At 24.6% G+C, this 21,685-nt stretch carries 23 protein-coding genes and 1 pseudogene; 2 read left to right on the forward strand and 22 right to left on the reverse strand.

The features are described 5' to 3' along the window. Window positions 1-495 precede the first annotated feature (495 nt). The 22 genes and pseudogenes from ACXUB0_RS04225 to ACXUB0_RS04330 form a co-directional block, all read right to left on the reverse strand. A pseudogene (locus ACXUB0_RS04225) lies at window positions 496-1,301 on the reverse strand (formate/nitrite transporter family protein). A 41-nt stretch (window positions 1,302-1,342) separates the two neighbouring features. Beyond that, complete coding sequence (locus ACXUB0_RS04230; protein ID WP_458257862.1) at window positions 1,343-2,293, reverse strand: L-lactate dehydrogenase; 951 nt, start codon at window positions 2,291-2,293, stop codon at window positions 1,343-1,345. A 223-nt stretch (window positions 2,294-2,516) separates the two neighbouring features. After that, entirely contained in the window at window positions 2,517-3,956 is a 1,440-nt protein-coding gene (locus tag ACXUB0_RS04235) for an NADP-dependent glyceraldehyde-3-phosphate dehydrogenase (protein ID WP_458257863.1), read from the reverse strand. Between the two features lie 153 nt (window positions 3,957-4,109). Further along, window positions 4,110-6,626 carry a DNA topoisomerase IV subunit A gene (gene parC, locus ACXUB0_RS04240; RefSeq protein ID WP_458257864.1) on the reverse strand — a complete coding sequence of 839 codons (2,517 nt, stop codon included), beginning with the start codon at window positions 6,624-6,626 and terminating at the stop codon, window positions 4,110-4,112. Between the two features lie 20 nt (window positions 6,627-6,646). Continuing rightward, entirely contained in the window at window positions 6,647-8,569 is a 1,923-nt protein-coding gene (parE, locus tag ACXUB0_RS04245; protein WP_458257865.1) for a DNA topoisomerase IV subunit B, read from the reverse strand. Between the two features lie 696 nt (window positions 8,570-9,265). Beyond that, window positions 9,266-9,487, reverse strand: coding sequence for a hypothetical protein (locus ACXUB0_RS04250; protein WP_458257866.1), 222 nt, complete (start codon window positions 9,485-9,487; stop codon window positions 9,266-9,268). Further along, window positions 9,403-10,523, reverse strand: a protein-coding gene (locus tag ACXUB0_RS04255) for an IS3 family transposase (RefSeq protein WP_458257867.1) whose coding sequence is annotated in 2 segments (ribosomal slippage) — window positions 9,403-10,247 and window positions 10,247-10,523 — 1,122 coding nt in all. Because the reading frame shifts where the segments join, the coding sequence is not laid out codon by codon here. The genes ACXUB0_RS04250 and ACXUB0_RS04255 overlap by 85 nt, the downstream gene beginning before the upstream one ends. A gap of 186 nt (window positions 10,524-10,709) precedes the next feature. Continuing rightward, window positions 10,710-11,912, reverse strand: coding sequence for a hypothetical protein (locus ACXUB0_RS04260; protein ID WP_458257868.1), 1,203 nt, complete (start codon window positions 11,910-11,912; stop codon window positions 10,710-10,712). A gap of 15 nt (window positions 11,913-11,927) precedes the next feature. Next, window positions 11,928-13,127 carry a hypothetical protein gene (locus ACXUB0_RS04265; RefSeq protein WP_458257869.1) on the reverse strand — a complete coding sequence of 400 codons (1,200 nt, stop codon included), beginning with the start codon at window positions 13,125-13,127 and terminating at the stop codon, window positions 11,928-11,930. Window positions 13,128-13,143: 16 nt separating this feature from the next. Beyond that, a complete protein-coding gene (locus tag ACXUB0_RS04270; RefSeq protein ID WP_338987194.1) occupies window positions 13,144-13,521 on the reverse strand; it encodes a hypothetical protein in 378 nt (125 codons plus the stop codon). A 17-nt stretch (window positions 13,522-13,538) separates the two neighbouring features. Beyond that, window positions 13,539-13,724 carry a hypothetical protein gene (locus ACXUB0_RS04275; RefSeq protein ID WP_458257870.1) on the reverse strand — a complete coding sequence of 62 codons (186 nt, stop codon included), beginning with the start codon at window positions 13,722-13,724 and terminating at the stop codon, window positions 13,539-13,541. 1 nt (window position 13,725) lies between these two features. Beyond that, the gene (locus tag ACXUB0_RS04280; protein ID WP_338987613.1) at window positions 13,726-13,914 is read right to left on the reverse strand and encodes a hypothetical protein; all 189 of its coding nucleotides are present in this window, start codon (window positions 13,912-13,914) and stop codon (window positions 13,726-13,728) included. Between the two features lie 34 nt (window positions 13,915-13,948). Further along, on the reverse strand, window positions 13,949-14,107 hold the full coding sequence (locus ACXUB0_RS04285) for a hypothetical protein (protein WP_458257360.1): 159 nt from the start codon (window positions 14,105-14,107) through the stop codon (window positions 13,949-13,951). 15 nt (window positions 14,108-14,122) lie between these two features. Continuing rightward, window positions 14,123-14,968: a hypothetical protein gene (locus ACXUB0_RS04290; RefSeq protein WP_458257871.1), complete on the reverse strand. Its 846-nt coding sequence runs from the start codon at window positions 14,966-14,968 to the stop codon at window positions 14,123-14,125. 1 nt (window position 14,969) lies between these two features. Continuing rightward, window positions 14,970-15,215: a hypothetical protein gene (locus ACXUB0_RS04295; protein WP_338973415.1), complete on the reverse strand. Its 246-nt coding sequence runs from the start codon at window positions 15,213-15,215 to the stop codon at window positions 14,970-14,972. A gap of 3 nt (window positions 15,216-15,218) precedes the next feature. Further along, the gene (locus tag ACXUB0_RS04300; protein WP_174480107.1) at window positions 15,219-15,377 is read right to left on the reverse strand and encodes a hypothetical protein; all 159 of its coding nucleotides are present in this window, start codon (window positions 15,375-15,377) and stop codon (window positions 15,219-15,221) included. Between the two features lie 4 nt (window positions 15,378-15,381). Continuing rightward, window positions 15,382-15,675 carry a hypothetical protein gene (locus tag ACXUB0_RS04305; protein WP_458257366.1) on the reverse strand — a complete coding sequence of 98 codons (294 nt, stop codon included), beginning with the start codon at window positions 15,673-15,675 and terminating at the stop codon, window positions 15,382-15,384. Continuing rightward, window positions 15,629-16,141: a hypothetical protein gene (locus tag ACXUB0_RS04310; RefSeq protein ID WP_458257872.1), complete on the reverse strand. Its 513-nt coding sequence runs from the start codon at window positions 16,139-16,141 to the stop codon at window positions 15,629-15,631. Before ACXUB0_RS04310 ends, ACXUB0_RS04305 begins: the two co-directional genes overlap by 47 nt. Window positions 16,142-16,143: 2 nt before the next feature. Further along, the gene (locus ACXUB0_RS04315; RefSeq protein WP_338960339.1) at window positions 16,144-16,305 is read right to left on the reverse strand and encodes a hypothetical protein; all 162 of its coding nucleotides are present in this window, start codon (window positions 16,303-16,305) and stop codon (window positions 16,144-16,146) included. Between the two features lie 134 nt (window positions 16,306-16,439). Then, on the reverse strand, window positions 16,440-16,958 hold the full coding sequence (locus ACXUB0_RS04320; RefSeq protein ID WP_458257873.1) for a hypothetical protein: 519 nt from the start codon (window positions 16,956-16,958) through the stop codon (window positions 16,440-16,442). A 945-nt stretch (window positions 16,959-17,903) separates the two neighbouring features. After that, window positions 17,904-19,673, reverse strand: a complete 1,770-nt coding sequence (gene uvrC / locus ACXUB0_RS04325) for an excinuclease ABC subunit UvrC (protein WP_458257874.1) — start codon at window positions 19,671-19,673, stop codon at window positions 17,904-17,906. 104 nt (window positions 19,674-19,777) lie between these two features. Next, a complete protein-coding gene (locus tag ACXUB0_RS04330; RefSeq protein ID WP_458257875.1) occupies window positions 19,778-20,848 on the reverse strand; it encodes a hypothetical protein in 1,071 nt (356 codons plus the stop codon). A 344-nt stretch (window positions 20,849-21,192) separates the two neighbouring features. Here ACXUB0_RS04330 and ACXUB0_RS04335 point away from each other — a divergent pair, with 344 nt between their 5' ends. Next, the gene (locus tag ACXUB0_RS04335) at window positions 21,193-21,402 is read left to right on the forward strand and encodes a hypothetical protein (protein WP_458257876.1); all 210 of its coding nucleotides are present in this window, start codon (window positions 21,193-21,195) and stop codon (window positions 21,400-21,402) included. 3 nt (window positions 21,403-21,405) lie between these two features. Then, the gene (locus tag ACXUB0_RS04340; RefSeq protein ID WP_338973819.1) at window positions 21,406-21,603 is read left to right on the forward strand and encodes a hypothetical protein; all 198 of its coding nucleotides are present in this window, start codon (window positions 21,406-21,408) and stop codon (window positions 21,601-21,603) included. Window positions 21,604-21,685 lie beyond the last annotated feature (82 nt).

The following is a 21,685-nucleotide window of genomic DNA, read 5'->3' on the forward strand; positions in this document are numbered from 1 at the left end:
GTTTTAGTTCCTTAACACGTGTTGATAATAGCGTTAAAGACGGTTATTAAAAATTTTAAAATTTTACAATTACAAAAAAAGACAAGATTATTTCTTGTCTTTTTCCTTTGAGAATAATTTTTATTTTATCTTATAAAATCTATATTTTTTAAAATACGTCGAATATAAATTTAAATTTAAGGGTAAAAGAGAATTTAATTTGTCTATCATCATTTTTAAATGGTAATTTTGGAAATAAGTTACTAATATGATAATAAATTATTTCGTAACTTTGACAACCGCCCAAAAATTAATATTCATGGTATTCTAATCTATTTTCTAAAAAATATTTTTTATCAAAACCATTCTCCTTTTTAAAATCTTTAATTCGACAAATTTTAAAATATACTTATCAAATAACTTCTATTTACAATTAATTTATTTTCATAAAATTAATAAATCCATTACTTTAATTTTAAGTAATGGATTTATTTTTATATTAAACTAATAATATATTTATAATGTTATTTTTGGTAATTCTTTTCTAAAGATTAAATAATACATACCAGGTAATAAAATACCACCACCAATAAAATTACCAAATAAGGTTGGAAGTTGTACTTGATAACCAAATTGTAAAAAGTCATTAAATCGACTATGAATTCCATAAATATTAAACAAAGGTCCTAATCCTCAAACATAAGAATTTGCTACAAAGTGAGAAAAACCAGATAAGGCAAAAACCATAATTACTAATCCTATTAATAAAAATTTAGCAGTAGATGAACTAGTAGCATGAGAAATATAAACACTTCCTGCTACTAAAAATTACATAATATACCACTAAAAAAGGCTTTTCATCAAGACATTACTAATTTATGATTAAAAATACTAACAGCATTATCCAAAAAAGCTTGATTATCAAAAAATCCTGCTCATCATGTAAATAATGAAAGAATAAAACAACCTATAAAATTACCAATTAATACTACTAGTAAGTTAATTAACATTCTTGTTAACTTAACTTGTTTTTTTATTAATGGCATAAATATCATGGAATTAGAAGTAAAAAGTTCACCACCCATAAAGACAATCATAGTAATTGCTAAAGTAAAAATAAAACCAAATGTTAAATTTTTAATACCATTATCACTTAATCCTCTACTACCAAAAATAGCCGCAATATAAGCAATACCAACAAAAAGTCCGACCGCAATACCCATTAAAAAAGTTTTTAATAACGGACTTTGTGCTTTCTTTAATGCATACTTATAAACAGCAATATAAGTTTCAATACTTGTTAATGTTTCTTCATTATTCATATTTTCTACACTTGTATTCACGAATAAACTACTCCTATCTTTTATTTAATAGCAGCAAAAGCTGTTTCTAAAGTTTCTTTAATAATTGCACAAGATTTATCAAATGCCGTTTGCTCTTCTTTCGTTAATGGTAACTGAACTACTCTTTTTCAACCTTTTTCGTAAAGTATTGTTGGTACACCAATATAAAAACCTTGCTGTCCATATTCTCCTTGTAAATAAGCACCCGCTACTAAAACGTGATTTTGTCCTTCAAGGATATTTCTTACTAATAATGCCAATGCTGCACCAATACCATAAAAAGTTGCACGTTTTAATTTAATAATTTTATAAGCTCTTTGTGCTACTTCTTTTCTTAATTCTTCTAAATCTTTTTCTTTAATTCTACCTTCAGTAATTTGTTGATAAATAGTTTTATTACCTACCGAAACCGAACTTCAAGGAATCATTGAAGAATCACCGTGTTCACCAATTACATAAGCAGCAACTGACTTTGGATTAACTGCAATTTTTTCTCCAATTAAATATTGTAAACGTAAGGTATCTAAAATCGTACCAGAACCTAATACTTGATGATAATCAAATTGTGTAATTTTTTGATAAACAGTTGTCATTATATCAACAGGATTAGATGCAATAATAGTAACACCTTTAAATCCTGATTTTTTAATTTCTAAAGCAATGCTCTTCATAATTTTGACATTATCTGCTACCATATTTAATCTTGTTTCACCATCTTTTTGTGGTCTTCCAGCAGTAATAACAATAATATCAGCATCTTTACAATCGCTGTAATTTCCAGCCTTAATTGAAATAAAAGGATGATCTAAAGCTGCTTGACAATCAGCAAAATCAATTGCATTACCTTCAGCTATACCTTCAAAAGCATCAATTAATACATATTCTTGGGCTAAACCTTGATTAATGGCACTGTAAATAAAACTACTACCAACAGCTCCACATCCAACAAGTACAATTTTTCGTTTTGCCATATTTACCTCCATATTTTTTGCATTTCATGTAACAGTACTTTATCCTCGGCACTATTTTAATAACTTACTTTTTAAAATAAAAGTTACAATGATATGTAATATTTTTATTATGCTTTTTATATAAGAATGTTAAAAAAATAAAAATCTAATTAACAAGGACAAAAATTTATTACATTTTTATCTTACCACTATTTTAATAAAAAAATAAGTTTTATTTTTTCTTTTAAATTTTTGTTTTTCAATTAATAACAATACCTTTTGGTCTAGTAAAAGCAAGTAACGAAGGACGAATACCTTGTACGCCAAGACCTGAATCCTTAACACCAACAAAAGAAAAGTGATCGGGACCACGTTGTGACTGATCGTTAATATTAACACTTCCAACTTCTAATAATTTAGCAATACTCATTGCACTATTAATATTAGTAGTAAAAACAGAAGCTTGTAAACCATATTGTGAATCATTTGCAATATTAATTGCTTCTTTTACTTCATCAAAAATAATAATCGGCAACAATGGTGCAAAAGGTTCTTCTCATGCTAAATTCATTTTTGTTGTTACGTCAGTAATAATAGTTGGTCACATTAAATTTTCTTTAAATTTATTACCAATTAAACAATTGGCTCCTTTATCTAAAGCATCTTTAATTAATTTTTTAGCATTATCAACTGTTGGTTGATCAATAACAGGAGTAATATCACAATCATCTGTGGGCAAACCAACAGTTAATTTTTCAACTTTTTCTTTTAAAATTGGAATTAATTTGCTACTAATTGTTCTTTGCACTAACACTCTCTTAATAGCAGTACATCGTTGTCCTGAATAACTAAATGCACCTTTAATAATTTTGGTTGCTGTATCTTCAAGATCAGCATCATTAAGCACTATTGCTGGATCTTTACCTCCTAATTCTAAAATCAAATCAGCTTTTAAAGATTTCTGTGAAATACGATTACCAACAACAGCACTACCAGTAAAAGAAATAACATTAATTGCTTCATTTTCAACTAAACTATCACCAATTTCACTACCTTTACCACTTATAGAATTAAAAACACCATTAGGAATGTTAGCTTCTTTGGCTAATTTAGCTAAGTGTAATCCCGCCAATGATCCTTGTGTTGCGGGTTTAAAAACAACACTATTACCGGTCACAAGTGCTGGAAATATTTTAGAGACTGATAAATTTATCGGATAATTAAAAGGAGAAATAGCAAGAACAATTCCTTTTGGTACGTATTGAAAAATAGCTAATTTGTTCATACTTCCTCAACTATCACCTGTATAAGATTCAGGATGAAGACGTAATGCTTCTTGTAAAGTATATTCAATATATTCAACTGTTCTATTAATTTCACTGCAAGCCGCTTTTGTGCCTTTAGCAATTTCATTGGTCATTAATTCAGCAAGTATTAATTTATCGCGAATAATTAATTGTTTTCAAGAATTTAAAAAAGAAATTCTTTTTAAAATAGGCATTTGTTCTCAATTTTTTTGAGCAAATTTTGCAGATTCATATACTTTTTTAATTTCAACTTTAGTTAAGGCAGGAACTTGGCCTACTATTTTATTAGTAGTGGGGTTGATAACTGATATTCAATTACCATTTTCATACAACTCACCATTAATTAGAGATTGATATTTAATAATATTATTTGTCATCTATACTTCCTCCTTAAATCACTACTATAATAATTATAGCATTGATATAAGTCCTATCCTATTCACTCTTAACTAAAATTATTATTTAAATTTATATTATGAAATTCAAAAAACTAATTCTTTAAAAAAGTTCATAATTTTCAATAAAAAAGTTTATTTTAAATACCATTTGCTTTCTTTTGTATTAAAATTTTCTGATATTGATGATATATCAGTATCAATAACATCAGTTTTTAAATCAATCACTAAATTATTACCACCAGCAATAATATCATCAGCAACTACTTTGCCAGTTCCTTCATTTACCTTGCTAAGATTAATGTCACTTGCTTTAATCACTAATCATTTTTCTTTTTTCGTTAATATATTAATAAAAGATGTTGCTGGTGATAAGAAGGTTTTAATAATACTAATACTTTTACTTTTAGGAACTTTTATTACTTTATTACCTTTTGTTGTTCGTGAAGTTTGTTCAATAGTATTGAATAACATTCGTTTAATTGTTCCAACTGATGTTAACATTGCATAAATATCATTACTATTACCACAAGCCATTCCTACCACTTCATCTTCTTCAGAATTAATTTTCAAAGCTTTAACACCTGTTGCAGTTTTAGTTAATAATGGAACTTTCGTTTCTAAATATTTTAAAGTCATACCCTTGCGAGTACTAATAACAATAAAATCATGACCGGTAGTACTATTAACACTAATAACACTATCGTTCTCTTTTAACTTAACATATTTGGCGGTTTTATTAAATCTAGTAGTTGCTAACTCTAAAAGTGGCATTCTTTTAATTAAACCATATCTAGTAGCGACTACTATATTTACATTTGGCTGTTCAAAACTATTAACTTGCGCAACACTAATAATTTTTTCATTTCCTTCAAGTTTACATAACGTATTAACATGAATACCATTATCTTTTCATTTATTTTCTTCTAATTTAAAAATTGGTATTAAAAAATAATTACCTTTATTTGTAAAAAATAATAAATTATTAAAATTATTGAACATTGCTCCACCAATAATAACATCATTTGGCTTACGTCCAAAATCTTGATAATCAAGATTTTGTAAAAATACTTTACTACTTATTACCTTAATTCAACCATCATAACTAATACTAACAAATACATTTTCTTGTCGCAATGTTGCTTTTTCATCAATTGTAATTTCAGAAATTTCACCTTGAATTTGTGATTTTCTTAGTCCAGAAAAATGAGAATTAATTTGTTCTAACTCAGTAATAATAACTTGACGTAGTGAATTTTCATTATTAAGAATTTCTTGTAAAACAATAATTTTACTTTCAATATCTGCTTTTTCTAAAACTAATGATTGAATATCAGTAGCAGTTAAACGATACAAACGCAATTGTACAATTGCTTCTGCTTGAATATCAGTAAAATTAAAAGCTGATATTAAATTTAATTTTGCTTGCATACGGTCAGTTGATGTTCTAATAATTTTAATTACTTTATCAACTTCACTTAATGCAATAACTAAACCATTAACAATCTCTAATCTTCGTTCTAATTGTGCTAAGTCATATTGTGAACGCTTAGTAACAACATCAATTTGATGATTAATATAAAAATCTAACATATTAATTAAACTCATTTGTACTGGTTTTTTGTTAGCGATTGCTACTAAATTAAAGTTATAATAAATTTGTAAATTGGTATTTTTAAATAAATAATTTAAAATTTCTTGCGGTTTACTATCTTCTACTAAATCAATAACTATTCGTAAACCAAAACGATCCGTTTCATCACGTACTTCTTTAATACCATGAATTTTTGCTAATGTTTTAACATCATCAATTTTTTTAATCAAATCTTGTTTAATAACTTCAAATGGAATTTCGGTAATAATTATTTGTGGAATTTCACCTTCATTATTAATATGAGTTTTAGCACGAATTGCAATTCGCCCTTTACCAGAACGATAAGCTTCTTTAATACCTTTAATACCTTGAATAATTCCTCCGGTTGGAAAGTCAGGACCCTTAATAACACGCATTAATTCGCTTAAATTACATTGTGGATTATTAATTCTCATGACAATTGCATTAATTACTTCTTGTAAACTATGAGGTGGAATATTAGTTGCCATTCCAACAGCAATTCCAGAAGCACCATTTACTAATAAATTAGGAAAATAGGCAGGTAAAACTGTTGGTTCTGTTTCTGATTCATCAAAATTTTTAATTAAACTAACAGTATTTTTCTTAATATCCTTCAATAATAATTCTGAAATTAATGATAAACGCGCTTCTGTATATCGCATCGCAGCAGGATTATCACCATCAATTGAACCTTTATTACCATGCATTTGTACTAATGGTCATGCTACCTTTCACTCTTGTGCCATTCTACACATCGCAGCATAAACCGCTGTATCACCATGAGGATGATATTTACCAATTACTTCTCCAACAACACGAGCTGCTTTTTTATATGCTTTATCATTGGTTAAACCCAAATCATTCATAGCATGCAAAATTCGACGTTGAACTGGTTTCAAACCATCACGGACATCGGGCAATGCTCGTTCTAAAATAATATATTTGGCATATCGACCAAAACGTTCTGCAACAATATCATCAATAGGATAAGATAAAATTTGTTCATTATTTTGTTGAATCTCTTCTTTACTATTCATAACTTATAAACTCCTTTTTCTTAATAATCACTATCTTCAAAAGAAATATTTTCTTCAATTCATTTTCGTCTTTTTTCTGGTTTATCACCCATTAATATTTGAATTTCTGTTTCTGCTGATAGAGCATCCTCAATAGTAATTTTAATTAATTGACGGACATTTGGATCCATAGTTGTTTCTCATAATTGTTCAGCATTCATTTCTCCTAAACCTTTATAACGTTGCAGGTCATATTTACCTTTAATTGTTTCAACTTTATCTTTTAATTCTAACTCATTTCAAACATATACATGTTTCTCTTGCTCTTCTTCTTTAAAAGAAATTTTAAATAAAGGCGGTAATGCAATATAAATATTACCCGAAGTAATTAAATCTCGCATATAACGATAGAAAAAAGTTAGTAATAAAATTTGAATATGGGCACCATCAGTATCGGCATCAGTCATAATAATGACTTTATTATAATTACAAGTTTCAATACTAAATTCGTTACCAACACCAGCACCAATCGCATTAATAATCATACTAATTTCCTCATTATTAAAAAGATCAATTACTTTAGTTTTTTCGGCATTAATTACTTTTCCTTTTAACGGTAATATCGCTTGGAACTTACGATCACGACCTGACTTGGCACTGCCACCAGCGGAATCTCCTTCCACTAAAAATAATTCATTAATGTTAGGATTTTTACTTTGTGCAGGCACCAATTTACCTACTAAAAATTTTTGCGTATCTTTACTTTTATTACGCAATGATTCGCGTTCTTTTCTTAAAGCATTACGAATATCACGAGCCTTAATGGCTTTATCAATAATTTTTTTAGCAGCATCACTATTTTCGTGAAGTCAAAATGAAAATCTTTCATTAACAATATTATCAACAACAATTCTTGCTTCGGGCGTTCCTAATTTACCTTTTGTTTGACCTTCATATTGAATTAAATTTTCAGGAATACGCAACGAAACAATAGCAACCAAACCTTCTCGCAAATCATTACCTTCTAAATTTTTATCTTTTGCTTTTAATAATTCTTGTTTTCTTGCATATTCATTAATAGCTTTCGTTAAACCACTTTTAAAACCAACTAAATGACTTCCACCATCAACAGTTTTAACATTATTAGCAAACCCTACTAACGTTTCACTATAATCTTCAGTATATTGTAATACAATTTCAACGTCAATATTATTTTGTTTACCTTTTAAACTAACAATTGGTGATAAATTTTTTTTATCTTTATTTAAATATTGCATGAAAGCAACTAAGCCATTTTCATAATGAAAAGTTTCTTCAGTACCTGTCCTCTTATCAATTAATTGAATACTTAAATCATTAATTAAAAAAGCACTTTCACGTAAATGTTGTTCAAATAAATGAACATTTCAATCACAACCTAGAAAAACACGATGAAAATCAGGTAAAAATTGTACCCTAGTTCCTGTTTTATAAGTGCTACCAATCATTTTTAAACTTTGATCAATCTTACCACCATTTTTAAATTTAATTTCATGAATTTTTTTATCACGATGAATAGTAACAATCATTCAATTACTTAAAGCATTTACTACTGAAGCACCAACACCATGTAAACCACCCGAGGTTTTATAACTATTAGTGTCAAATTTTCCACCAGCATGTAAAACCGTATAAATAACTTCGGGAGTACTTTTTTTTGAAGCATGCATACCAGTTGGAACACCACGACCATTGTCTTCAACAGTAACTGACTTATCAACATTAATAGTAACAACAATACTAGTACAAAAGCCAGCTAATGCTTCATCAATACCATTATCAACAATTTCTCAAACTAGATGATGAAGACCACGATTATCAGTAGAACCAATATACATTCCAGGTCTTTTTCTAACTGCTTCTAGACCTTCTAAAATTTGAATTGATGATTCATTATAAACACTGCTTTTTGGTTTATTTGCCATGAAAAAAACTCCTTACTACAATTTATTTCATTTTCATTTTATCATATATTTATTTATTTAAAAATAATGTCGATAAAAGAACTAAATCAATTTTATAATTTAAAGTTAAAGGTTTCTATACAAAATTTAATATAATAGATTTAAAATAAATATTTATCTAATAATTTTTAATTATTAATAAAACAGTTATAAAATAAATATAATAATCTTAGAACCTGTTTGGAATCTTTTAAACATAATTAAACTAAAAAAGGGAATAATTATTTCTAACCTGACAGTTAATTAACATTTTATTTTCTTTGTCATTTTTTTGTTAAAAAGATTTTATCATTTGACAACTTATCGATTAAAAATTTATTTTTCAACTATAAAATAACATTTATGATATTAATTTAATCAAAAATAAGTTAAAAAAGATCCTAAACACGTTCTTATAAAGATTATAGAATTTTATCGCTTACTTATTTTAATATTTGGGAGCATACCGATGTTGTCAATAATATTCAAATTTGTCTTAAAATTATAAAGTTAGACGAGAATAATTTTGACTTCAATATGCAATTGTATGTTAATCTTAACACTTGTAAAATATTAGTCAATAATAATACTTACTTTTATAATTCAAAAATTCTTATTAATAATTACTTTAATAAGTTTTATTTTATTTTTGGTTTTTTTAAAATCTTTAATTTTAATTTATAATAACTGGATGGCAGTATTTATTTGATAGCATTTAAAATTAACCATTTTTGTATATATATCAATATTATAAGTTCTATCACCAATCATATGTTTTAAAATTTGTTTAATTGGAATGGCAACACTTTTTAGGACTATTTTTTGGTAGACACTTGTTCTTGATATTTGATAGGAGTTAAGTAGTTTAAAGTGCTGTGGATTCTTATGTTGTTGTATCAATTGATATAATCAAATAATTCTAATTTTAATTGGATTAATGATGTAAAATTTTTATCATTAATAAATTCAGTTTTGAAAGTTTTAAAAGTTGCTTCAGCAACAGCATTATCATAAGGACAACCTTTTTTGCTTAAAAATCGAGTAATATTGAATGCTAATAAAAGATTATTAATAATTTTATTGTTAAATTCATTACCTCGATCACTATGAAATATTTGGATATCTTTTAAACATCGATTTGATTGCATAAATGCTTGATATACTAGTAATGCATCTTTTTTAACTCCAACACTATGTCCAATAATTTCGCGGTTAAATAGGTCTATTAATAGGCAAATATAGTTTCATTTACCATTAACTTGAACGTAAGTTAAATCACTAACAATAACTTCATTTTTAACCCTATTATTAAAGTTTCTATTAACAAGATTGGTTATTTGACTATTATTGACTTTATTATGATGATTTTTGAATGATAATTTAGTGTATTTTGATATTAAATTATGCTTATTCATAATTTCTTTAATTTTTCTGCGTGATAAATAAATTTCTTGGTTTTCTAAAATTTTTTTTAATCTTCTAGTACCATAAACTTCTTTATTTTCTTTAAAAGCACTAATAACAGCTTCATCATACATATTATTTTTGATTTTATTTTCTTTTTTCTTTAAGTTAAAATAATATGTTGATTTAGATATTTTCAAAAAACGACACATTGTGCGAATTTTATATTTAACTTTATTTTTAGCAATAATTTCTACTTTCTGCCTATTATTAGTGCTGCTTGCTTTAAAATATCATTTTCCATTCTTAATTGTTTTAATTCTTTTCTTAATTTAATTAATTCATTTTCTTCAACAGAACGATTATCTTTAGTTTTAAAACTACCTGAATTAGTAAATTGCTTAATTCAATTATAAGTAGCTGCTCTTGTAACATTGTACTCTTTAGCAAGACAAGACACTGACTTACCGCTTTGATATAAAGCTACTATTTGTTTTTTAAATTCATCTGAATATGAGTTAATATTGGCCATAATTATACTTCCTTTCTTTTCACTAATTTGTTCACTTGTCTACGTAATTAGTGTCCAATAAAGTGTAACCCATCCACAATGTATCAACCACTATATCAACGATATCAATGGAATGGATGTATTTGAGTAACAAAAGTTTCTGCTTTAAGAATACTATCAACAACTGTAATTGGTTTATATTTAGGATTACGATGATAAATAGTAATTGCACATTAAAGGTTGAATTTTACAACCCATAAATACTGGGGAATTTAATGGAATTAATTGTGCATGTTTAATTGCTTTTTTCTCTGCACTAGTAAATAAATCAGTTACTTTTTCTTTTAATTTATTAATTTTCTCAAATGCTTGTTTTTCTAATTTTTCAAATTTTTCTTGTAATTTATATATACTTTCTCGTAATTTTTCAAAATATGATGTATTTTTTCAAAATTTATTTAAACCTTTTTTTAAATAAAATCTAATATCCAAATATTTAAAAATTTTATTTGCATTTAAAACAATCTTATGAATTGAACTTTTTTTAAAATTAAATTTAATAGCATTAGCACGAATTTTTTGTAAATCTAAAATTAAAGTTTTTCCATATCTATTTTCTGAATGTATTGTATGAACTAAATTTAATCAATCATGTTGGTTCATAGATAGTACTTTTTTTAAATCAGTATTATATTTTAAAAAGTTATTTGCTTTTTCAATATCTTTAATTTTAAATTTAGGAGTTAATTGTGGACTTAGTTTTATTAATGTATTTTGTAATAATAAGTAATCTTTTAATTCTTGTGCTTCTAATTTTTGAAAATTATTTTTATATTGTCTTTCAGCAACATATCCTAAATTTTGGATTATTGTTTCACGATTAGGAGCAAAACTATAATTAAATAAATAACGTTTATTACCAATAATTTTATCTGTTAAAATTTCTTTTCCACTTACTTGACTTATAATTTCTTGTAAGTTTTTTGCTTCTTTAATTCCAACTTGTTCTAATGTTTTAGTTTTTTCTGCTAATTTAATAAATTTAGTAGTACGATAACCACGACTAATTTTATTAAGTCCAGCAAATGCAGGAAGTATATTAAAGACAGTATTTAATTTTGTTACATTTCCTTTTAAATAATCATAAACTTGATTAATAGTAAAATCAGTTAAAAACTCTACACCAACAGCACTAATACTAGCAATTAAATCACTTGCACCTAATCCAAGGGCTACACTTTCACTTAATCCACCAGTAAAAGGGGCAAGTGCTACTGCTATGACCTGTACACCAATCATTTCTAAAATTTCTCATCAAAAACTTTTATTTTCTTGCTGTTTACTTATTCTAGTATGTTTGGGTTTATTTATGTTCAAAAGTATTGCTGTACTAGTTGTACCGATTGGCATGGCATTTATTTTCCTTTATTTAAGAGTTATTTTAATTGGATTTGTTGTTCCTTTATAATTTAAGTCATTAACATTTGCAGTAATAGTTATATACAAATCACCTGCTTTTTGTTTTTGATTACTTACATTAGTTTTCCCTTGTGCATCACTAAAATATTTAATAGTTGGATTTGTTAAATTTGGATTTAATGATTTAAGTTCATTAGTACTTTTTATTTGTGTATTTAATTCACTATTATTGTTATTAACATTTGCAGTAATATCAGTTGTTAAATTTGTAATTTTAGTTTTTAAATCAGTTTTATCAGTATTAATAATTCCACATGCCATTCAACGTGATGTTGTTTCATTATTAGAAATATAAGGTATGGCTTGACCTGTAACTTCTCCACCAACTAAATACATTCTTCCAACTTTACCATCTGCCACTTCTTGAACATAAATAATTGTATCTTGCAACATATATCTTTTCATTGCTCTTGGTGTTGCTAAAACAAATGACATAATTTCATCATCATTTTTATCATTTTTAAAAGTCATATAGTCATCCATTACAATTTGACATAAAACACCTTTAATATATAAATCATTACCATTTAATCTTAATTGTTGTGCAATTTCATTATCAGTAATTAAACCTTTATTATCTGCCAAATAAACTATACTATCATAAAGAGAATTAGTAATAAAGAATCTACAATTTGCAATATTTCTATATTGAAATAATGTATTTCATGCCCCCAACATTGCTTCTACATATTTAATTGCTTGTGCTTTTGGTTCTGTTGATTTTTCAATCATAAATTTAATTGCATATTTTGCAATTACATTAGTATTGTTATTAGCTAAATAATCTGCTAAATCATTAGCAACTTCATATTGCATACTTTGTAATAAATTTTGACCATTTTCTGCTAATAAATCTTTTGCTGCAATTGTTTCGCCAGCAACGGCTTCTTGTTTAATTTCTTTTAAAATTTTAATAGTTTCAGCGTAACTAACATCTAATCCTTTGCTTTTATCATTTCATTGAAGAACTTTAACTTTTGGGTCTTTTGGTTTTTTAACTATAAATTCAATTCTTGTTGAATTAACCATTTCGATAGGAAAAAAACTTGCCCACGGACTATTTGATTGTTTAAAAAATTCTATAAATTCTGGTGCTTCTACTAATTTTTCGGTATTATCTAAATTTTGTTTGAATGGTACTGCCATTTTTTATTTTCCTTCCTTATAATTTATTTTTATTTTTATAATCCAATAATGTACTTTTTATTGAATTTGGTTGATTTGTTATTATTGTTTGTGGTTTGCCACCTGTATTAATTGTTTCTTTAAATACTGGTTGTTCTTTAATCATTTTTTTAATAATTTCTTCAATTTTTGAATTTTCTAAATTATTAGTTTTAAATTTTAAATAATCATAAAATTCATTTTTAACTTGATATTTTTTAAATATATTAATTATTTCTTTTTCTTTAATTTCTTGATTAAGTTTATTTAATTTATTTTCTGCTTCATTAACTTTATTTTCTATTTCTTGTGAAGAAGCATTATTTTCAGTTAAAGGTTCAGTTGTTTGTTGAACATTATTTTCATTTTCTAACATTTAACATTCTCCTAATCTTATCCCAATAATCAATCTTTAACTAATTGTGGCATTTCACTTATTAGTTTTTTATAATCATTAACAGCATTTTCCAATATTTCAATATCATAAAATTTAAAACAATTATCAATATGTAAATCAAAATCTCTATCAATACTGATATCTTGTTTTCTATATTTTTCATTAAATTCAATTTTTGTCATATTATTTTTCTCCTTTATTAATTTTTTCGTTTAATTTTTCTAATTTTTTTTGGTGTTTTATAATTTTGTTATTTGCTCTAACATGTTTTGGAGTTGTAATAAATCTTTTTAATAAAACAATAATTTCTCTGCAAATTAATGTTCCAACACTTGTTCCAATAATTATTAATTCATGTAAAAATTCTTTCATCTCAATATTTTCCTTTCAATTATTTATTTTTTAATTATTCATCAAATTGACCACCATTAATTCTTTCAATCATTGATTGTGAATTACTTATAATTTTTACTAATACAGATATTTCTTTATTTAATTGTTCCATTCTTTCTTTATATGATTGTATTTCTTGATTATAATATTCAATTATTTTTTCTTTATTCATTGCTTTTCACCCCCTTTATAAATTCATGTGATTATAATCTCAAGTTAATGAAGCATTATCATTATTTAATGGTACTTCGCTCATATTATCACTACCATATTGACTGGTTGTTTCACTATTAATTGAAAATCTATTATCATTAATTAATCTTGAAACTTCATTTGTAAATGTTGTTTCTTGCATTTCTTCATTATGATGTGTAGTTTCCATTGGTAAAAGATTATGTATAATCTCACATGCACCAGCAATAATGGTAGGTACTGCATAAGCATTATTAAAATCATTATTTATACCCATAGCAACACCACTTGATATTAAACATCCACCAGTAGCCATATTACAAATCTTTCTTATTGCTTCAAATTTATTAGGTATTAATTCAGTTAATCCACTAATAAGATTTGAAATACCATAAGCATTTAATGAAATATAAGTATCTCAATCCATTAATGACTGATGTTCTTGTTTATTTAATAGTAATCATGGTGGACCTTGTGTAGTTGTTGTTGTAATTTCTGTTGTTGTAGTTATAGGAATAGATGTTGTAGTTGTTATTGGACTTTCAGTTGGATTAGGAATAATATCTGTATTAATAAATTTTGCATAATTTACTAATCCAATTGTTCCTAATCCTAATAATATTTTTTTAGAACTATTAATTAATTTAGTTTTTACACTTGGCATTTGGTTTAAATTTCATATATCTAAACCTAATTTTTTACCAAATAATAAACTATTAATTGAACCTAATACTGGATTTGCAATTACTTGACCATAATAAGCACTTGTACCAATCATTGCACAAATTGGACTTATACCAATTCTAATTAATTTAGTTAAAGTATAATTATTTGTTTCCATTTTATTCTCCTTTAATTTCTAATTTTTTAATTGTTACTTTAATTCAACCTTGATAAACATCATTATCACCAACTATTAATGCAACATTACTTTCTGGGTCAGAAACAATTATGTGTTTTGATTTAACATTTGGATATTGTCTTAAAATAATTGCTCTAATATCATTACTTGTATGAATTGCTTTTGGAAATGGTGATAATATTTCAATTTCATCTTTATTTTCAAACAAAGTAGGTAATATTATCATTAATTATTTCTCCTTATTTTTAATTTGATTAGCAATTTCACTTAATATTTTTAATACTTTATATTCATTTTTTAATTCTTTAATAATAAATATTAAAAATATTATTAGTGTTATGCTTGTTATTAATATTGGTACTATTAATAAAATTTTTCATAATATCATTTTTTTACTCTTTTCATTTTTTAAATCATTTAACATTAATTGAACAAAATGCACGATTTTTAGGAATATTTAAAGTATTAAAAATTTGACCAGTTACTAAAATTTCATCATTTTTGTTTAATAAAATACATCGTTTATAAAATTTTGGGTTATTAAAAATTAAAGTAACATAGTTTAATCCATTTCATTGACCTCTAACACTATAATATAATTCTTTATTACCTTTTTCGTAATATTTTGCTTCAATAGTATTACTTAGTTTTACTGTTAATTTGACATAATTTGCTTTTTCTTTCATGTTTATAATTCCTTAAATAATTATCAAAAATTAATATTTTTTTATGATTTTTTAAATAATATTGAATATGCTTATAAGCATCTTGTTCATGTTTTGTTAATTTTATATTTCCTTTATAATTTGTTATTTTATTTTTATTTTTTGGGTAGTTTTCTAGATAATCTCAGTTGAAAACATCTTGTACTAATACCATTAATGAACCAATAATTTTAGGAGTTGCTAATGGATTAGTTAATAATTGTTTTGAATTTAAAAAGAAATTTTCTACAATAACTAATATTTTTTTATTAATAAATTTTTCTTTAATTAATTGAAATTTTTCTTTATAAATATTTTTAGTTCATAAAACAGTTAATGTATTGAATGTTTCATTAAAAATAATATTATTAGTTTCATTTGAATATATAACAATTCCATTATTACCAATACCAGCAGGGTCAATTCCAATAATTAAGTCATATTTCATTATTAATCAAATTCTCTGCATTGTATTTTATTAATTAAAATTTTAATAATATCAATTGAACCTTTTAATTTATTTAAATAATATATGTCTTTTTCTTTATTATATTGTTCTATATCACTATCTAAAATTAAATTTAATCAACTAATTAATTTTTCTTTATCCATATTTATACCTCCTACTTAACCTAATATTTAAAATACAGTCATAACAAATTGCTTTACTATTTTTATCTCTTAAAAAATATTTTCTTGTTTTTATATCATTAGTATTAAAGAATAAATAATCAAATTTATGTTGTTTACATGTTCAACAAAAATACTTTTTCATTATGAGTTGAAAGTTCCTTATAAGAAGTAACTATATAATTAATTGGTAAATCATCATATTTATATGGATTATTTATTTTAAAACCTTTTCTGTTTTCTTCTCACGTAATGTTATATTTAAAACAAGGATTAGTAATTTTAGTTTTGTTATCAGTTATTTCACCCATAAATCAACTATTATGCTGTTCATAAAATGTTAATGGTTCAAGTTTTATATCATTAAGATAATATTCTTTTGGAGCAATTGGTTTATTAACAATTATTTTTTGGTCTTTAATATATGGTTCTAATAATTTTATTAATTCATTACCACTTAATTCTCTTTTAATATTTTCTAAATTAAAAACTCAATACGTGTAACTGTTGTCAACAATAAAAGAATTATTTTTAATCATTCATTTTGGCAGTGATAATCTATATTCAACATAATCAATAAGAATAGATTGTGGTTTATCTTTAACAATTTGTTCTTTTTTAAATTCTATTTGCATAATAATCCTTTCCTAAATATGTCCTGTTGCTTCCTAGCATAAAGGATATATAATTTGATTTTTAGATTATTAATAATACTACTATTCGTTTTATTAATTCCATCAATTCTGGGCTCAAAAATAAATTGTGAAATTTTAAAAAGAAATCGAGGCATTCGATTCAATATTTATTTAATTTGCGTTTAGCAAATTAATATTTTAATTGAACCGGAACCGCTCAATTTTTTTTTACAAGTTTGAAATTTATTTTCTCGCCCAAAAATTTTTCAAAAAAAATAAAAAATAAAACCAACCCTTGCTCACTGGAAAGTGGCAAGGGTTGGTTAAACAAGGTTGGTTAAATAAAGAATAGAATTAATATAGTAGGTCCCTACAACAGGTCTATATATACTAGTTTCCAATTCGCTCCCACCCCAAGAATTACCATTAATGGTTAGTATAATTTATTAGGTATCACTCCACTTATTATTTATCCATGCAAGTCCACATGCTAGCTACTATTTTTAACAACTGTGTTGTAGTTCACTGTTTTAATTCCCTAAGAACCTGTTTGGAATCTTTTAAACATAATTAAACTAAAAAAGGGAATAATTATTTCTAACCTGACAGTTAATTAACATTTTATTTTCTTTGTCATTTTTTTGTTAAAAAGATTTTATCATTTGACAACTTATCGATTAAAAATTTATTTTTCAACTATAAAATAACATTTATGATATTAATTTAATCAAAAATAAGTTAAAAAAGATCCTAAACAGGTTCTAACACGTGTTGATAATAGCGTTAAAGACGGTTCTTAAAAATTTTAAAATTTTACAATTACAAAAAAAAGACAAGATTTTTATTCTCGTCTTTTGTCATTTATTTTTAATTCAAGGGTAAAAAAAGAAAGGAGCTATTTTTAAAACTTTTTAGTTACCGACATCTTCGGTACGCTCCCATATATTATTCAAAACTATGTAATTCTTTTCATAGTTTTTCTAAAATTACTTTTGATTTAACTAATGATGAAAGTTGTGTTTTTGTAGCATTTTGCAATAATTGTCAAGTTGGAAATTGCTGTAATATTTTATTTTGTAATTGTAAACCAATTCCTGGTACTGATGATAAAACACTACTTATCATTGATTGACTTCGTTTTGTTTTATGATATTTAATTGCATAATTATGAACTTGATCTTGTAATTTACTCAAAAATAAAAAACAAGCATCAGTTTTAGGAATATTAATAATTTGCATTTTATCATTTATAATTTTATCAGTTTGATGTTTTTTATTTTTAACTAATCCAATAATAGGAATTGTTAAGTTTAATAGTGTTAGTTGTTCTAATGTAGCACTAATTTGTGGTTTTCCACCATCAACAATAATTAAATCAGGAAGTGGCAATTTATTAATAACTAAGTGATGATATCTACGATAAATCATTTCACAAAAACGATGATAATCATCAATAATTTTTGGATCTAATAAAAATTTGCGATAATCATTAAAACTAGGATTACCATTCTTATAAACAATCATACCGCCAACACTAGCACTTTGTTGAAGATTAGAAACATCAAAAACCTCTAAATGATTTAAATTAGGAATTTTTAATCATTGTGATAATACTTTCATCATATTTAACGGTGCATTAAATTGATTAGTTTGTAAATAATTATTTCATGCGTAAATGGCATTGGTTTTTGCCAATGTTAAAATATGTTCTTTTGTTCCTTTAATTGGATTAATAAATTTTATTTGTGGAAATAATAATTTTAATTGTTTTAAATCAATATTTGATGGTAAATATATTTCATTTGGCAATGTATTTTTACTATATAGTTGTTGACAATAATTACGAATTAAATCTTGAATTTCTAAGTAATTATTTTGAACTATTTGTTCATCTTTAGCTTGCAATTTACCATTACGATAAAATAAAGTAATTAAAACAACCATTTCATCTTCAATTAAAAAATTAATAAAATCGCGATTTCCATAATCTTGAAACTCAACAACTTGTTGTGATAAAAATAAATCTATTTTTGATAACAAAATTTTAATACGATTAGCATTTTCAAATTGTAAGTTTTCAACACTAATATTCATATTATTAATTAATATTTTTTTAACAGCAGTAACATTCCCTTTGAAAAATTGATCAATTTTACTAATCATATCTTCATAATAAGTAATAGGTACTGATTTAAAACAAGCACCAGAACATTGCTGTAAATGATAATATAAACAAGGTTTACCAAGATTACCAGCACATTTTCGTAATGGAAAAATTCGTTCCAATAACTTTAAAATTTCACGCGCACCAGTACCATCTGGAAATGGTCCATAATAATGTCCCTCTTTTTTAGTAGCACTACGTACATAACGATATTGTGGATCACGATTATTAGTAATTTGAATATAAGGATATTTTTTATCATCTGCTAACAAAATATTATATTTAGGATGATGTTTTTTAATCAATGTTTGTTCTAAAATTAAAGCCTCTTTTTCATTAGATGTCGTAATGTATTCAACATCATGAATATCATTAACTAATAACATTGTTTTAAAATTACTGGCTTTATTTAAATATGAAGTTACTCGTTTTTTTAATGAATTAGCTTTACCAACATAAATTAAATTATTATGTATATCTTTAAATAAATAACATCCAGCAATATTAGGTAAAAGTTTAATTTTCATTTGTAGTAAAGATTTTTCTGCCATTAGTTCACCTAAATTTATTAACAAATTAAAAGATACTTTGATTTTAACATTAATATAATGTTTTATCCTAAAGTAAACTCTTAATTTTATTCATTATTAATTACTTATGATTCGTTATTAATAATAGTTTCGTTATCATTAAGAATTTCACGATTTAAAATACTATCTTCTAAACTTTTTTTAACTACCAGAGTACCTTTGCTATTACTCATTACATCTTTTTGTTTTTCAGGGTCAATTTTACCAAAAGGAGTTAAATAACTATTTTCATTAAAATAAACAATAGGCGAAGAAGGTTTATTGATAATGTCACTATTATCATTTTGTTTTATTTCTGCTTTTTTTACTGGTGATATAAGTGGTTCTTTCTTTGATTCCTTATTGAAATTATTTTCTTTTCTAAAAGATTTTTTAACTTGTTTATCAATTAATAATTTTTCTTTTTTTAACTTAATATGTTTTTGTTTTAAATCAGCATTTATTTTATTTTTTTGCTTTTTATTTTTATTATTAATAATAATTTGTTTAATACTTTGTTTCATTTTGCTAAAGAAAATAAAAGGTTTATTAAAAATAAATAAACAAGTTAAAGAAAAAATACTAATAAAGTTTGCAATTAAATTAGTAACAAAAAAACCATAATTAAAAATACCTATTAAAACATTACTAATAATGCCACCAGTAGCATATGCTGGAAAAAAGGTTTCAACACTAAAATCTTTAAAAGAAATTGGTGAAGCAAAAAAACCTAGATAATTATTTATACCATTTGTATTTCATCATGTTTTAACGTATATTTCACTAATATTTAATAGGTTTAAATTATAATAACTAGTTCATAAATTATTCTTTCCTAAAATTATTAAAGTTAAAGTTTGCGTTGTCCAACAACTAATCACTAAAAATAAAAAATAAACAAAAATATACTTCAATTTAAATTGCATGTGATAACCAAAAGCTAAAGGAATAATTATTAAAAAAAGAAAGAAATAAACAGCATATTTCATTCACCCAAATAAAAAAGAAAAAAGAAAATCATCAAGTACTTTACCAATTATTGAAAATCTAGTTAAACTAACTATTAGGAAAAAGAAGATTACTAATAAGAAAAAAAGTAATCCAACTTCATCACCACGAGATTGAGATTTTGATATTTTAATGCCATTTTTAATCATAAGAACATCACCTCTTAACATTCTCCACAAAATAACTTATAAAAATAGTATAACATAATTGATATATGTAATATCTTTCTATAATCGATTTTTGATTTATTATTGCAAAAAACAATATTAATTTTTTAATACTTTTATCATAAAAAATGTATTATTTAAATTTCATATTCATTATTTTCTAGATTTTAAAAATTTAAAATAAATCATTTTTCTTATTTATATTTATTTAACAATTAATTTATATAATATTATATAATCATTGTAAACTTAATATAAGTTTTACCCGTTGCTTTATTTAAAGTAAAATGGGTTTTTATTTTCTAATTTTAAAGGGGACATAAACAATGTGGGGTTTTAATAAAAATAAAAAAGAAGAACAAGAAAGACAAAGAGAAGCCGAAAAACAAGCAGAACAACTACGAAAAATTGAAAGAGACCAAGCTAGATTAAAAGCCGAAAGAGAAGAAAGACAAAAACAAAAAGAAGAAAGAGAAAGAGAAGAAAAAAATAGAAAAGCTGAAGAAGAAAGCCAACTTGTAAAAGAAGCAAATTAATATATGGAAAAACAAAGAATAGAAAGAGAAGCAAAACGAGAAAAAATTTTTCAAGAAAAATTAAAAGAAGATCGAGCTAAAGAATTAAGAGAACGCGCCAGAGCAGCTGAAGAAGATGAAAGACAAAAAAGAGAACGTGCAGAAGCAGAAAATGCAGCAAAAATAAAAGGTAAAGGACATTATAATCCATGAAATTTTTAAATTTTAAATTTTTCTATTAATTTATATAATGTAGTTTACAAAGTTATTAGATTTTTAATTAATAAAATAAAAAATTTCTTCA

The sequence above is a fragment of the Spiroplasma endosymbiont of Dactylopius coccus genome, assembly GCF_977110965.1.